The sequence below is a fragment of the Bradyrhizobium sp. MV1.5 genome (assembly GCF_055807615.1).
Map to the genome: position 1 here is coordinate 42,064 of NZ_JBVVPL010000033.1, position 13,366 is coordinate 55,429.

Annotated in this window: 11 protein-coding genes; 7 read left to right on the forward strand and 4 right to left on the reverse strand. The window is 64.9% G+C overall.

Annotated elements, in window-relative coordinates; all coding sequences use genetic code 11:
* Positions 1-292: 292 nt before the first annotated feature.
* Together AC0L2J_RS26180 and AC0L2J_RS26185 are read left to right on the forward strand one after the other, a co-directional pair.
* Positions 293-2,473 carry a L,D-transpeptidase family protein gene (locus AC0L2J_RS26180; protein ID WP_473394969.1) on the forward strand — a complete coding sequence of 727 codons (2,181 nt, stop codon included), beginning with the start codon at positions 293-295 and terminating at the stop codon, positions 2,471-2,473.
* 290 nt (positions 2,474-2,763) lie between these two features.
* Positions 2,764-4,383 carry a peptidoglycan L,D-endopeptidase MepK gene (locus AC0L2J_RS26185; RefSeq protein WP_473394970.1) on the forward strand — a complete coding sequence of 540 codons (1,620 nt, stop codon included), beginning with the start codon at positions 2,764-2,766 and terminating at the stop codon, positions 4,381-4,383.
* Positions 4,384-4,553: 170 nt separating this feature from the next.
* Here AC0L2J_RS26185 and AC0L2J_RS26190 read toward each other — a convergent pair whose 3' ends face one another.
* Both AC0L2J_RS26190 and AC0L2J_RS26195 read right to left on the reverse strand, forming a co-directional pair.
* Entirely contained in the window at positions 4,554-4,826 is a 273-nt protein-coding gene (locus AC0L2J_RS26190) for a DUF2312 domain-containing protein (protein WP_007596286.1), read from the reverse strand.
* A 208-nt stretch (positions 4,827-5,034) separates the two neighbouring features.
* The gene (locus tag AC0L2J_RS26195; RefSeq protein ID WP_007614243.1) at positions 5,035-5,337 is read right to left on the reverse strand and encodes a DUF1244 domain-containing protein; all 303 of its coding nucleotides are present in this window, start codon (positions 5,335-5,337) and stop codon (positions 5,035-5,037) included.
* Between the two features lie 178 nt (positions 5,338-5,515).
* On the opposite strand from AC0L2J_RS26195, the gene AC0L2J_RS26200 reads away from it, so the two are divergent.
* Together AC0L2J_RS26200 and pyk are read left to right on the forward strand one after the other, a co-directional pair.
* On the forward strand, positions 5,516-6,109 hold the full coding sequence (locus AC0L2J_RS26200; protein WP_063994779.1) for a DUF1036 domain-containing protein: 594 nt from the start codon (positions 5,516-5,518) through the stop codon (positions 6,107-6,109).
* A complete protein-coding gene (gene pyk / locus AC0L2J_RS26205) occupies positions 6,106-7,542 on the forward strand; it encodes a pyruvate kinase (protein WP_007614251.1) in 1,437 nt (478 codons plus the stop codon). The genes AC0L2J_RS26200 and pyk overlap by 4 nt, the downstream gene beginning before the upstream one ends.
* A gap of 151 nt (positions 7,543-7,693) precedes the next feature.
* On the opposite strand, the gene AC0L2J_RS26210 is transcribed toward pyk, so the two are convergent.
* Entirely contained in the window at positions 7,694-8,374 is a 681-nt protein-coding gene (locus AC0L2J_RS26210; RefSeq protein WP_007614253.1) for a TetR family transcriptional regulator, read from the reverse strand.
* 269 nt (positions 8,375-8,643) lie between these two features.
* On the opposite strand from AC0L2J_RS26210, the gene AC0L2J_RS26215 reads away from it, so the two are divergent.
* Positions 8,644-9,627, forward strand: a complete 984-nt coding sequence (locus tag AC0L2J_RS26215) for a phosphatase PAP2 family protein (protein ID WP_473394971.1) — start codon at positions 8,644-8,646, stop codon at positions 9,625-9,627.
* A 226-nt stretch (positions 9,628-9,853) separates the two neighbouring features.
* Here AC0L2J_RS26215 and AC0L2J_RS26220 read toward each other — a convergent pair whose 3' ends face one another.
* Complete coding sequence (locus AC0L2J_RS26220; protein ID WP_473394972.1) at positions 9,854-10,018, reverse strand: Flp family type IVb pilin; 165 nt, start codon at positions 10,016-10,018, stop codon at positions 9,854-9,856.
* Between the two features lie 298 nt (positions 10,019-10,316).
* On the opposite strand from AC0L2J_RS26220, the gene AC0L2J_RS26225 reads away from it, so the two are divergent.
* Both AC0L2J_RS26225 and AC0L2J_RS26230 read left to right on the forward strand, forming a co-directional pair.
* Entirely contained in the window at positions 10,317-11,828 is a 1,512-nt protein-coding gene (locus AC0L2J_RS26225) for a hypothetical protein (RefSeq protein ID WP_473394973.1), read from the forward strand.
* Complete coding sequence (locus AC0L2J_RS26230) at positions 11,825-13,075, forward strand: glycosyltransferase family 87 protein (protein WP_473394974.1); 1,251 nt, start codon at positions 11,825-11,827, stop codon at positions 13,073-13,075. Before AC0L2J_RS26225 ends, AC0L2J_RS26230 begins: the two co-directional genes overlap by 4 nt.
* Positions 13,076-13,366 lie beyond the last annotated feature (291 nt).

Consider the following 13,366-nt stretch of genomic DNA (forward strand, 5'->3'; position numbering starts at 1 on the left):
AATTCGACTGCGACGTGAACCGTGACTCGACCGTGACTTGGAAGTGACAGACACAGGGAAAAGCGCGTGGCAGAAGCGCACAATCCGTTGCCAAGAGGCGTGCTTGAAGTCAGTTTGTCGTGAGTTGTCCCGGGTAGCGCTGGCTGCGAAATCGGGGCCTGTATATCGTCTGCGTAGGAATCGTTGCGTGCAGGCGTGCAACTTTCGAGAGGCCGGCGCGGTTTAGCCGAAACTCAATAGGCGATAACGAAGCTGTTCCACGGGGGACAGTTCACCCGAGGGGTGCGACACAATGCGTGACTGTTTGAACCACCGTGCAGGCTTTGACCGTGTCTTGATGACGGTCGCGGCGACCTTCCTCACGGTATCGGCCAGCTCGGCCCTGGCGCAGGATCAGGCGCGCAGCAGCGCTGCCGAACTCGCGATCGAAGCCGCGATCCCGCGCCCCGAACCCGCAAACGTCCCGCCCCCGACCGCATCCGACATCAAGCTCGACACCACCGCCACGGTGGTGGACCCTGCTAAGGAGCCCGCCAGGGAGCCCTTGAAGGCCGAATCCGCTCCCGCGCCAGACAAGGTCGAGACCAAGCCGTCCGACATCGCCACCACGCCCGCCGCCGAGCCGACGAAGAGCGAGACGGCGAAGACTGAACCCGCCAAGATCGAACCTGCCAAGGCCGATACGGCGCCCCCAACGCAGGCCGCGCCCGCCGCCGCTGCTGCTCCGGCCTCGGAGCCGGTGAAGGCCGCGAGCAACGTTCCCGCGGCCGACCAGCCGGTCGCCGACAAGCTCAAGGATATCATTGGCACCAAGACTGCGCGCTATTTCGACCGTAAGAACGAACGCGCGGCGATCGAGAAGTTTTACGGTGCACGCGACTTCGCGCCGGTCTGGACCCAGGGCGGCAGCCTGACCGCTGCGGCCAAGGGCGTGATCGCACGGCTGAAGGACGCGGCGTCCGACGGTCTCAATCCCGCCGATTACCCGCTGCCGGACTTCGCAGCCGCCACGACGCCCGATGCGCTCGCCGATGCCGAGCTCAAGCTCACCGCCAGCATGTTCGACTATGCGCGGCAGGCCCAGAGCGGCCGCATGCACTGGTCCCAGGTCAGCGGCGACATCCTCTATCCCGAGCATCCGGTCGATCCGAACGAGGTGCTCGCCAAGGTAGCGACCGCGGCGGACGCCTCCGCGGCGCTCGAGAGCTACAATCCGCCGCAAAAGCTCTACAAGGAGCTGAAGGCGAAGCTCGCGGAGCTCCGCGGCCAGGGCAACGGCCCGGTGATCGAGATCGCGGATGGTCCGACGCTGAAATACACCCCGGCCCGCAAGAAGCAGGCTGAAATCGTCGTTGAAGATTCGCGCGTGCCGCAGCTGCGCGTCAAGCTCGGCATCGCCGAGAATGCCAGCGACACCCGCTATGACGCGGCGGTCGCCGAAGCCGTGCGCAAGTTCCAGAACAGCGCCGAGCTCAAGGCGACCGGCATCCTCGACGACAAGACGGTCAAGGCGATCAACACCCCGAAGCGCGACAAGCAGATCGACGTGGTGCTGGTGAACATGGAGCGCTGGCGCTGGCTGCCGCGCGACCTGGGCGTGCCCTCGCTGGGCGACGCCTATGTCATCCTCAACATTCCCGACTACACGCTGAAGGTGATGCAGCGCGGCCAGCAGGTCTGGACCACCCGCGTTGTGACCGGCAAGCCCGGCACGCATGCGACCCCGCTGCTCACCGAGACGATGAAGTACATCACGGTCAATCCGACCTGGAACGTGCCGCCGTCGATCGTCTACAACGAATATCTGCCGGCGCTTCAGCAGGACCCGACCGTGCTCCAGCGCATGGGCCTCAAGCTCGAGCAGAACCGCGATGGTTCAGTGCACATCTCGCAGCCGCCCGGTGAAGCCAACGCGCTCGGCCGCATCCGCTTCAACTTCCCGAACAAGTTCCTGGTCTATCAGCACGACACGCCGGACAAGAACCTGTTCGCCCGGGACGAGCGCGCCTTCAGCCACGGCTGCATGCGCGTGCAGAACCCGGATCAGTACGCGTCGGTTCTGCTCAACATCGCGATGCCAAACGAGAAGTACACGCCGGAACGCATCCGCAGCATGTACGGCAAGAGCGAGATCGACTTGAAATTCCCGACCCCGATCCCGGTCAACATTACCTATCAGACCGCATTCGTGGACGATGGCGGCAAGCTGCAATTCCGCAAGGACGTCTATGGCCGCGATGCGACCATGATCAACATCCTGAAGAACGGCCGCGGCAAGGATCTCGAGAACGTGGTCGCGCACTCCCAGCCGAGCTATTCACGCCCGGCAACGACGCTGCCGAACGGCGTGCTGGCGGCCAACAATGGCGGCTCGTCCGGCCCGAATTTCTTCGAGCGGCTGTTCGGAGCGCCGACCCCGCCGCCGGCCCCGATCGGCCGCCGTCCCCAGCAGCAGCGGGTATTCACCCGCTGAGCCAGGCCCGCCCCGAAAGCCTGATATCCTGAAATTCTGCAATAAAATCAGCGACCTCGTCCTCTGGATGAGGTCGCTTAACGTTAACCATTCTCCACCTGAGCTCGGGCAGCGGGCGTTTTTTCGCCACACTCACCCGGTTAGGTTCGCGATCTGACTTGGTTTGGGGGCGGGAAGGTCAACCTCGAATTAACCTTCTCGCTTTAACAAAGCGTTCATCCTCTTTCGCGCGCTAACGGGGTTAGCGGGAGAGTCCATTTTGAACGCTCGTCGACTGGGTGGGCTCTAACGTGCTGACTGGTATCGCACGCCAATTCGCTGTGCTGTCGTTGTCCCATGCGGGAGTGAAGGCCGGATCCCGGATCGGCCTCGCTGCCGTATTGCTGCTTGCTGCCGCGGGTTCGGTTCATAACGCCGCCGCGCTGAACGAAACCAAGACGCTCTCCTTTCACCACACCCACTCCGGCGAAGACCTCACCGTCACCTTCAAGCGCGACGGGCGCTACGACGAACCGGCGCTGAAGCAGCTCAACCACTTCCTGCGCGATTGGCGCACCCAGGACGAGACGGTCATGGACCGTCACCTCTTCGACATTCTCTGGGAAGTCTATCGCGACGTCGATGCCAAGCAGCCGATCCAGATCATCTCCTCCTACCGCTCGCCCGCCACCAACGCCATGCTCCGCCGCCGCTCCTCCGGCGTCGCGCGCTTCAGCCAGCACATGCTGGGGCATGCGATGGACTTCTACATCCCGAACGTGCCTCTGGAGCAGATCCGCTTCGCCGGCCTGCGGCTCCAGCGCGGCGGCGTCGGCTTCTACCCGACCTCCGGCTCGCCCTTCGTGCATCTCGACACCGGCAGCATCCGGCACTGGCCGCGCATGACGCATGACCAGCTCGCTCGGGTCTTCCCGGACGGACGCACCGTCCACGTCCCGACCGACGGCACGCCGCTGAAGGGCTATGAGCTCGCCAAGGCCGAGATCGAGCGGCGCGGCAGCGGCGAGGATTCCGGCAGCAAGTCGAATTTCTTTGCCGCCCTGTTCAAGGGCAAGCCGGCTCCGGCCGCCGCGAGCAGCGACGAGGATGACGAGGGCACGCCCGCCCCGTCCGCGAAGACTGTCGCGCCGACCGTGGTCGCCGCCGCGACCAAGCCGGCCGATCCGGTGCCGACGCCCCGCGCCAAGCCGTCAGTCGCGGCGACCATTCAGCTCGCCTCGGCCGATGCGCAGATGGTCGCGCTGCCCAAGCCGAAGCCGGCGCCCGTGGCTGACAAGCCGGCCGCCGGCAAATCCGCTGACGCCAAGCCCGAGACCCCCGCTGATATCATCAATGCCCGTGGCTTCTGGGACGCCCCGGCTACTCCGCAGCAGGCGACGCCGGCCCAAGTGGCTGCGCTGAAGGCCCGCCAGGCGCTTGCCGCCGCCACCGATCCACAGCCGACCGCGAGCGTGTCCAGCGCCGCCTATCAGGCCCTGGCCTACGCGCCGGCGTCCGCCTCCCCGGTCGACCGCGCCAATGTCGTCGCCGCCTCCGCGCCGATCCCACGCTCCGCCCGTCCCGCCGCGTCGCGCAACCTTGCGCCCGCGACCGAGATCAACACGGTGGTCGGCAAGCGCGTCGACGGCTTGGTCGCAACCGCGACCCGGCTCTCCGCAGCCAAGGGCGAAAGCATCTGGCTCAAGATCGTGATGCTGTCGCCGAGCGCCAGCCGCGCGATGTCGGTCACGCTGATGGGCGAGCTTGATATGGCCGCAATGCGCGCCTACTTCGTCAAGCCGCAGTCCGTAATCGCCATGGGTTTTGCCGACGATCCGATGCAGGGCCTGTCCTGCGACAGTTTCTCGGGCACCGCCACCGCCAAGCTCGAGACGACGTCGTTCGTCATGCGGACGGCTTCGCTGCGCTAAGGCTGATAAGCCCCACTGTTACCAAAATCTCTGTCGTCGTCCTGGCGAAGGCCAGGACCCATACCGCGTGATCCATCTGGTTCACGCGGTACGGATACCAAGCGACGAATTTTCGCCAAACTGCTCCCTGGGGTAATGGGTCCTGGCCTTCGCCAGGACGACACCGGGGCTCAGATCATCCCCAGTGCCTGCATGTAAGTCTCAAGGATCGTCTCGGCCTCGGCGCGCTCGTTCGGATCCTGCTTGCGCATGCGCACGATGGTGCGCAGCGCCTTGACGTCGTAGCCGTTGCCCTTGGCCTCGGCGAAGACGTCGCGGATGTCGTCGGAGATCGCCTTCTTCTCTTCCTCCAGCCGCTCGATGCGCTCGATGATGGACTTGAGCTGGTCCTTGGCAAATTTCGTCGCGGGCTCGTCGTCGCGGACGGCGGCGGAGGTGGCCATCTTGGTACTCCCAATAAAACTGGCAAAACGAGGTGACGCCGGCATCCTCACCGCGCGTGCTGGTAGACCCTTAGGGTTCGGACCTCTCGCGTTCAAGGCAGCATCGCGCTCGTCCACAGCGCGCCCACACCTTCCTGCGGCGTGTCGAAGAAAGCTGTTGTGTGATGCGACTCAAAGGCACCGCATATCGGGCTGCCGGCGAGGCCGTTCAGTGCCCGGGATGAACCTTCTTCATGGCATCGAGCTGCTCAGGCGAGGCCGCGCCCTGGTATTTCGCCTTCCAGGCCTCATAGGGCATGCCATAGACGGCTTCCCGGCTCTCGTCCTTGCTCAAGGCGACGCCCTGGGCGTCGGCGGCGTCCTTGAGCCAGTTGGACAGGCAGTTGCGGCAGAAGCCTGCGAGATTCATCAGGTCGATGTTCTGGACGTCTGTCCGCGTCTTCAAATGATCGACCAGGCGCCGGAAAGCGGCAGCCTCGAGTTCCGTTCTGGTTTTGTCGTCGATTGCCATGGCTGGATCCCTCGGCTTTGCGAAATTGGCTGTGACCTGGATGGGTCACCCTTACGAGATCAGGTGGGGCCTGTCACAGATTTTGCCATATCGCGGCGCAAACGGGCGCGAAGCCGGCTTCAGGCAGTTCCCGGGCCCTACGCCAAATCGTCAATGATCTGATATAGCTTCCGCGACAATGATCGCCGAATCTCCCCGCTCCCGCCTTCGCCTGCTCGCCCGGTTGGTCCCGGTGCTGGTGGTTGGCTTGCTATGCTTCTGGGCCAGCCCGGCCTCCGCCGATTTCCGGCTCTGCAACAACACATCGAGCCGGGTCGGCATCGCGCTCGGCTACAAGGATGCCGAGGGCTGGACCACCGAGGGCTGGTGGAACATCTCGTCGCGCTCCTGCGAGACCCTGCTGCGGGGAACGCTGGTGGCCCGCTTCTATTACATCTACGCCATCGACTATGACCGCGGCGGCGAATGGTCGGGCCAGGCCTTCATGTGCTCGCGCGACAAGGAGTTCACCATCCGCGGCACCGAGGATTGCCTTGCGCGGGGCTATGACCGGACCGGCTATTTCGAGGTCGATACCGGCGAGCAGCGCGCCTGGACGGTGCAGCTCACCGATGCCAACGAGCAGCCGTCAAAACAGCAGCGCGTGCCTGGTCTCCCCGGCCCGGTTGGCCCGGGGGTTCCGGGTTTGCCCAATGGCCCTCCCGGTGGTACGCCCCCCGCCGCTCCTGGCCTCCCGCCAGCTCCCTCGCCCCCGTCTGGAAATAAGCCATGAGGCGTCTTCGCCGTATCAAGATTCTCGCGACCCTCGGACCCGCGTCTTCGGACCTCGCGATGATCCGCCGCCTGTTCGAGGCCGGCGCCGACCTGTTCCGCATCAACATGAGCCACACCCCGCATGACAAGATGCGGGAGCTGGTGGCGACGATCCGCAACGTCGAGAGCAGCTATGGCAGGCCGATCGGCATTCTGGTCGATCTCCAGGGGCCAAAGCTCCGGCTCGGCGCCTTCGCCGAAGGCGCCGTCCAGCTCCAGAACGGCCAGACCTTCACGCTGGATTCCGACAAGGCGCCGGGCGACACCACCCGCGTCCAGCTCCCGCATCCGGAGATCCTGGCCGCGCTTCGGCCGGGCCATTCGCTGCTGCTCGACGACGGCAAGGTGCGGCTGATCGCCGAGGAGACCACGAAAGACCACGCGGTGACGCGCGTCGTGGTCGGCGGCCGGATGTCCGATCGCAAAGGCGTCAGCCTGCCCGACACCGACCTGCCGGTCTCGGCGATGACGCCGAAGGACCGCGCCGACCTCGAGGCGGCGCTGGTCACCGGCGTCGACTGGATTGCGCTGTCCTTCGTGCAGCGCGCCGACGACGTGCTCGAGGCCAAGAAGATGATCCGCGGCCGCGCCGCTGTGATGGCCAAGATCGAGAAGCCGCAGGCGATCGATCGCCTCGCCGACATCATCGACGCCTCCGACGCCCTGATGGTGGCGCGCGGCGACCTCGGCGTCGAGCTGCCGCTGGAGCGCGTGCCGAGCCTGCAGAAGCAGATGACGCGCATGGCGCGGCGCGCCGGCAAGCCGGTGGTGATCGCAACCCAGATGCTGGAATCGATGATCCAGTCGCCGGTGCCGACCCGCGCCGAGGTTTCCGACGTCGCCACCGCCGTCTACGAAGGGGCCGACGCCATCATGCTGTCGGCGGAATCGGCGGCCGGAAAATTCCCGGTCGAGGCCGTCTCGACCATGAATCGCATCGGCGAGGAGGTCGAGCGCGACCCGATCTATCGCTCGGTCATCACCGCACAGCGCCCCGCCCCGGAAGCCACCGCCGGCGATGCCATCGCGGACGCCGCGCGGCAGATCGCCGAGACGCTCGACCTGCCGGCCCTGATCTGCTGGACCAGTTCGGGATCGACCGCCGTACGCGTGGCGCGCGAGCGGCCGAAGCCGCCGATCGTGGCGATCACGCCGAACGTCGCGGCGGGACGCCGGCTGTCGGTCGTCTGGGGCGTGCATTGCGTGGTGGCGGAAGATGCGCGCGACCAGGACGACATGGTGAGCCGCGCCGGCCAGATCGCGTTCCGCGACGGCTTTGTCCGGGCGGGCCAGCGCGTGATCATCGTCGCCGGCGTGCCGCTCGGCATCCCCGGCACCACCAACATGGTGCGCATCGCCTCGGTCGGCCCCGAGGGCGAAGCGAATATCTAGGCCCGCCGGCACGCGGCAAACAAAAAATGTCGAAAACAACCCCATGCACAGTAGCCGGCGGGTCCGGCGAAGATGCTGGGGTTTTTCGCAAAGGCGAGCTCGGGCAACGGCCTGGGCGCGATCAGGTCCGCCGGTCGATCAGGCGGACGTTTTAGGCCCCAACCAGCGCTTTCGCCGCCGGCAGCAGCGTCTGCTGCACGACAAGACCCCTGGCGCGGGCGTCCATGACGCCCACTGCGCGGAGCGCCAGCAGCGTCACGGTCTGCACGGCATCGCGCATCCTGGCGGGATCGTCGAGATTGTCCGGCGCAAGCGGTCCGACCAAGGCCTCGTGCAAGGCGCCGAGTAGCGCGGTGGCGGCGAGCGCGGTGTCCTGCGCCGGCAGGTGGCCGGCGCGCACGGCGGCGTCGATCCGCGAGGCCATCTCGCCCGCGATCTCGCGCCGGCTGGCAAGGCGTGAAGCGCTGACATCGACATCGACCGGCTCGGCCAGGATGCCCCAGGCGAGCCTGCGCTGCGACAGGGTATGCACCGCCACGGTGGTCACCGCCGCCGCCAGCGCCGAGGACGGCCCCGGCGCGGCATCGGCTGCTCGCCGGATCGCCGTGAGCTCGTCGCGGGAGACTTCGGCGATCAACTCGGAGATCAAATCGGCCTTGGAGGGGAAGTAGCGGTAGACCGTACCCGCTGCGACGCTGGCGCGAACGGCGACCGGCGCAATCTGCACCGCCGCCATCCCGCCTTCCGCCGCCGCCTCCCGCGCCGCCGCCAGTATCGCACTGCGCCGGGCTGCAAGGCGCTTCACCACTTGATGCGTTCGCCGATAAACCATGGCGCGCTTCCTGTCCCACACGCCGGCCGCACGCCCTGCGGCCGAACGCTTCGTCACTGATATCGCAAATCGCCCCGCAAGGACTGAACAACTATTCAGAGTGGATGACAAGGTGCAAATGCATGAAGCGTCACGCCAAAAATAGCTGCGAGCTCAAACAGCTAAAAACGCGGCGAACTGCTTTGGTGAAGGGGTAACCACGATCGTTACCCCCATCTTAAACCTGCTCCGCGACTGTGCTGCGGTATTGCGATCCACCTCGGTGCAGCATGGTCGACACGGACGCCCGGACCGCCTGGCAGCTCTTCCACCTGAACTGGCTTCCCATCGCAGCCATGGGCAGCCTGCTGGCGCTGGGCCTCCCCTTCACCGGCCTGAGCCTCGAACCGGTCGCCTATGGGGTGACGCTGGCAGTTGCTGCAGTCCTGCTCGCGCTGGCCTATGGCCACCGCATCGTCAAAGGCGAGCTTGCCGACCCGAAGCTGCTGTTTTCGCTCGGAACGATCGGACAGATCATTCTCACCTGCGCCATCGTTGGACCGCTCAGCTATGTCGCGGCCAAGCTGAACTGGCCGCTGCAGGATCAGGCGCTGCTTGCGATCGACCGTGCACTCGGGCTCGATCCCGAACCGATCGCGCGATACGTCAACGACCATCCCTGGCTCGCGGACTGCCTGGCTCGCGGATACGGGTTGATCAAATTGCCGCTGCTCGGCATTCCAATCGTGCTGGCACTGACGGCGCACTATATGCGGCTGCAATTGTTCATGCTCGCGATGAGCCTCGCGCTCGCGGTCACCATCGCGATCTCCGCCGTCGTGCCCGCGATCGGCACCTATTGGGGGCTGCAGCTGTCCGCCGCGCATTTTCCCGAAATCAACACCGCGGTCTATGCCGGGCAGTTGCGCGACATCCTCGCGCTTCGCGACGGTAGCCTGCACGAACTCCGGTTGTTCTTCCTCGCCGGCATTGTCTCGTTTCCGAGCTTCCACGCCGCATCCGCCGTGCTCTACATGTGGGCGCTGTGGCCGGTGCGCGGCCTCGGCGGCATCGCGGCCGCGCTCAATCTGCTGATGATTGCGGCAACACCGGTGATCGGGGCGCATTACGTCGTCGACGTCGCCGGCGGCATCGCAGTCGCCGCAGCGTCGATCTGGGCGGCGAAATTCTATCTCGAATGGCACCGCCGCGCGCAGCAAACGTCTGCCGCGCCTGCGCCGTCGCCGGTCTGGCAGACCGGCCTCGCGGAATGACAGCCGGCAAGTTGCCCTAGGGTCCGCGCGCAGCGCCGTGCCCACCAGCAACTTTCAATTTCAATGTTCTCGACGGTGGGAACGCCTGCGCTCTTGGAGCCGCGGCAGACGCCTTGCCGCCCTACAAGCTCGCTACAGCTTGGCGACCTCAGATCCGGAAATCGTCCGCCAAAAGAAAAGAGCCCCGTCAAGGACGGGGCTCTCTGAATTCGCGATTCGTACAGCCTTACTTGAGGCTGCTCGAGATCGAGGTGAACTTGGCGTTCAAGGTGGTGCCCAGGTTATTGACGACAGTGATGATCGCGAGCGCGATGCCGGCGGCGATCAGACCGTATTCAATAGCGGTGGCGCCGGATTCATCCTTCGCAAAAAGCGCAACGAGGTTCTTCATAAAGAGCTCCAAATGAGTACACGAGGCTACAACTGATCTGGTCCTTTTGGCTTCCCAGCGCCGCTTGACCATGGAACCGAACGTAGTGGCAAAGAATTGCGCCGCAGTTAATTCGACTGCGGAAACACAGAGCGGTTTGCGTGTATTCGTCGATGGTAAACCGAAATCTAAAACGATCCGTTAAATTGTCGAGACATCAAGCCGGCCCGGCCTCACCGGTTTACCCGGAATTATGACCGCCGTGGTCCAATGTCGATCGCTCGGCACAACGACAAAAACACCAGGACGACGAGGCGGCATGTCCCTTTCCTTTGCCAACAGCATCACCGTGCAGGGTCGTGCGCGAGCGCTGGTGCCGCTATGCGTCGGTGCGGGCGCCTATCTCTTCTTCGTGTATGTCGGCGACACGCTGCTTCAGGACTCCGACTCGCTCTGGCAGATCAAGATCGGACAATGGATCCTGGATCACCACGCGCTTCCCTACACGGACTTCTATTCCTTCACCCGACCGGGGGCGCCCTGGGTTTCGACCTCATGGCTGTCGCAGGTGCTGTTCGCCCTCTCCTATGCGCAATGGGATTGGGCCGGCCCCGTGATCCTCACCGCGCTTGCGGTCGCATTGTCGGCGGCGATGCTGGTCGGTCTGCTCGAGGCTCATCTGGAAATTCCGCGCGCGGTCCTGTTCGCGATGTTCGCGCTCTTGCTGTCGCTGCACCATATTCTGGCGCGGCCGCACATGCTGGCGCTGCCCGTGATGATCGCGTGGGTCGGCGTGTTGATGGCCGCAGCCGACCGCAAGGGCGCCCCGTCATGGTACTGGCTGCCGCTGATGTCCCTGTGGTCGAACCTGCATGGCGGCTTCGTGCTGGGCCTGGCGCTGATCGGCCCGATGTCGTTTGTGGCGCTCTGGGGCATGGAGTCCGGCAAGCAGGTCCGGCTGCTGTCGCGCTGGTTCCTGTTCGGTGTTGCGGCACTCGCTGCAAGCTGCGTCACACCCTATGGCTGGCGCACATTGCTTGGCGCGATCAACATCCTCAATCTCGGCGAGCTGCTGACGATCATCTCCGAATGGTCGCCCGCGAGCTTCGCATCCTTCAATGCGTTCGAAGGCGCGCTGTTCGGCCTGATCGCACTCGGGCTGTATCGCGGCCTGACGCTCTCGCCGCCGCGTATTCTTCTGATCCTGCTTCTGACCTGGATGGCGCTCACCCACGTCAGGAGCATCGAGGCCTTTGCTTTCCTGGTGCCGCTGGTGCTGGCCAAGCCCCTCGGCGAACGGACTGCGCTGCCACAGCCTGGCATGCAGGGCGAGAGTTGGGCTGCCCGCTACGTCACCGCAACCGGCGCGCTGATGATCGTGGCCGCGGGCTGGACATCGACCTCACTTTACATGGCGCATCACCGCTTCACCTTCACGATGGATCAGACACCGGTTGCCGCCGTCGATCTGCTCGAGAAACGCAAGGCGCAGCGCATCTTCAACGCCTACCGGTTCGGCGGCTATCTGATCTCGCGTGACATCCCGGTCTTCATCGACGGCCGCGCCGAGCTGTACGGCGAAACCTTTGCCATGGACGTCTTCAAGGCCGTGGAGCTCAAGAAGCTCGACACTCTGACGCGGCTGCTCGACGCGTACAAGATCGACGCCACGCTCATGGTCCCGGACGCGCCGGCCGCCCAGGTGCTGGACCACATCAAGGGCTGGAAGCGGCTCTACGCCGACGACATCGCCGTGATCCACGTGCGAACCGGCGGCACAGAGGCCGGCGCGACGCCGGAAGCGGAGTCCTCGAAGGAATCCGTCAAGTGAGCGCATCCGCTCAACAGCCGATATCCGGTCCATCGCGCCGCTGGATCGGAATTCCCGTCGTGATGCTGCCAGCGTTTTCGATCGCAACGCTCTTCGCCTGGGGCGTCCTGATCTCCACCTTCACGCATCCCGGCTGGATCGGGCTGAACCACGTCGCCCCCGGAACCGACTGGATGGTGTTTTACGGCGCCGTCAGATCGTTGCTCGCCGGCAATCTTGCGCTGGTCATCGATGGCGACGCGTTCACGGCCCATCTCAACCAGTCGTTCGCATCATGGCTCTCGGTGCCTCTGGAGTTCCGTCCATGGTTCTATCCGCCCAGCTTCCTCGTTCTGCTGCTGCCATTCGCGTCGCTTGGCTTCATCGGCTCCTATGTCGCATTCCAGGCCGCGACCGCAGGCTTCCTGGCCTGGGCGCTTCGCAACCGGGCGGATCAGCAGCAACTGACGCCCTACATCATCGCGGCCGTGCTGGTCTCGCCATCGGCATCTCTCAACCTGGCCGATGGACAATGCGCCTTTCTCGTTGCCGCACTGCTGGTCGCGGGCGTCAGGCTGCTCGGACCGCGACCGCTCCTTGCCGGGGCAATCCTCGGGCTGCTGAGTTTCAAGCCGCAATTCTTCCTGCTCGTCCCCTTCGCGCTAGTGGGGGCGCGCCGTTATGGCAGCCTGTGCGCTGCTGCATGCTCGGCATTCGCATTGGCGGCTGCAAGTGCCATGATTTTTGGCGTCGAATTGTGGCTCTGGTGGATACCGCAGGCGTACAACAATCTGGTCAGCCCCGACGCGAAATGGCTGGCCTATGGCCGCATCTGGGGTCACAGCGTGTGGGCCTGCGCGATGCTGCTGGGCCTGCCGGAGCGGCTGGCCTCCATCCTGCAGCTGGCCGCAATCCTTTCGAGCGCGGCGGCGACGTTCGCGGCCTTTCGCTCCTCGCTCAGCACCAATAACAAGCTGATCGTGCTGCTTGCGGCAACCGTGCTGGCGGCCCCGCATTCGGGCCCTTATGACGCGACGCTGCTGACGGTCGCCGTCGTGCTGTGGCTTGCCGCATCGATCGATGCTCCACGCTTTCGCGACTGGCTGATCGGGCTCGGCATCTGGATGGTGCCGTTGCTCAGCCCGGCGGTGTATATTCCGGCGGGACGACTATCGCCGCTCCTCATCGTCGCTCTCGTCGGCGTCGTCTTCGGCGCGTTGCGCAGTCCGGCGGGGTCTGGCGAGCCGGCAATGTCGCCGCATTCCTGAATCCAATCTAGGCCTGGCGATGCGGGCGCCGAAGTGTTGACGAAAATTCCAGAGCGTGTGCCCACCACTTCCAGCGTGATTGCCTAGAGATGGTGGGCGCGGCGCTTAGGCGCCTTTGCCTGGCCTAGTTCTGAGTTTCAAGTGCAACTGCATCAAAATCGTCATCGCGAGCGCAGCGAAGCAATCTAGGCTGTCACCGCGGAACGATTCTGGATTGCTTCACTGCGCTCGCGATGACGGGGCGCTGAGTTGGCACCACCCACAAATCACCATCGCCAACAAAAAACGCGG

Coding starts and splice junctions, on each gene's coding strand:
- pyk (WP_007614251.1), top strand. CDS start 6,106: ATGAGGCGTCTTCGCCGTATCAAGATTCTCGCGACCCTCGGACCCGCG.
- AC0L2J_RS26210 (WP_007614253.1), bottom strand. CDS start 8,374: ATGGTTTATCGGCGAACGCATCAAGTGGTGAAGCGCCTTGCAGCCCGG.
- AC0L2J_RS26180 (WP_473394969.1), top strand. CDS start 293: ATGCGTGACTGTTTGAACCACCGTGCAGGCTTTGACCGTGTCTTGATG.
- AC0L2J_RS26225 (WP_473394973.1), top strand. CDS start 10,317: ATGTCCCTTTCCTTTGCCAACAGCATCACCGTGCAGGGTCGTGCGCGA.
- AC0L2J_RS26200 (WP_063994779.1), top strand. CDS start 5,516: ATGATCGCCGAATCTCCCCGCTCCCGCCTTCGCCTGCTCGCCCGGTTG.
- AC0L2J_RS26220 (WP_473394972.1), bottom strand. CDS start 10,018: ATGAAGAACCTCGTTGCGCTTTTTGCGAAGGATGAATCCGGCGCCACC.
- AC0L2J_RS26195 (WP_007614243.1), bottom strand. CDS start 5,337: ATGGCAATCGACGACAAAACCAGAACGGAACTCGAGGCTGCCGCTTTC.
- AC0L2J_RS26190 (WP_007596286.1), bottom strand. CDS start 4,826: ATGGCCACCTCCGCCGCCGTCCGCGACGACGAGCCCGCGACGAAATTT.
- AC0L2J_RS26215 (WP_473394971.1), top strand. CDS start 8,644: ATGGTCGACACGGACGCCCGGACCGCCTGGCAGCTCTTCCACCTGAAC.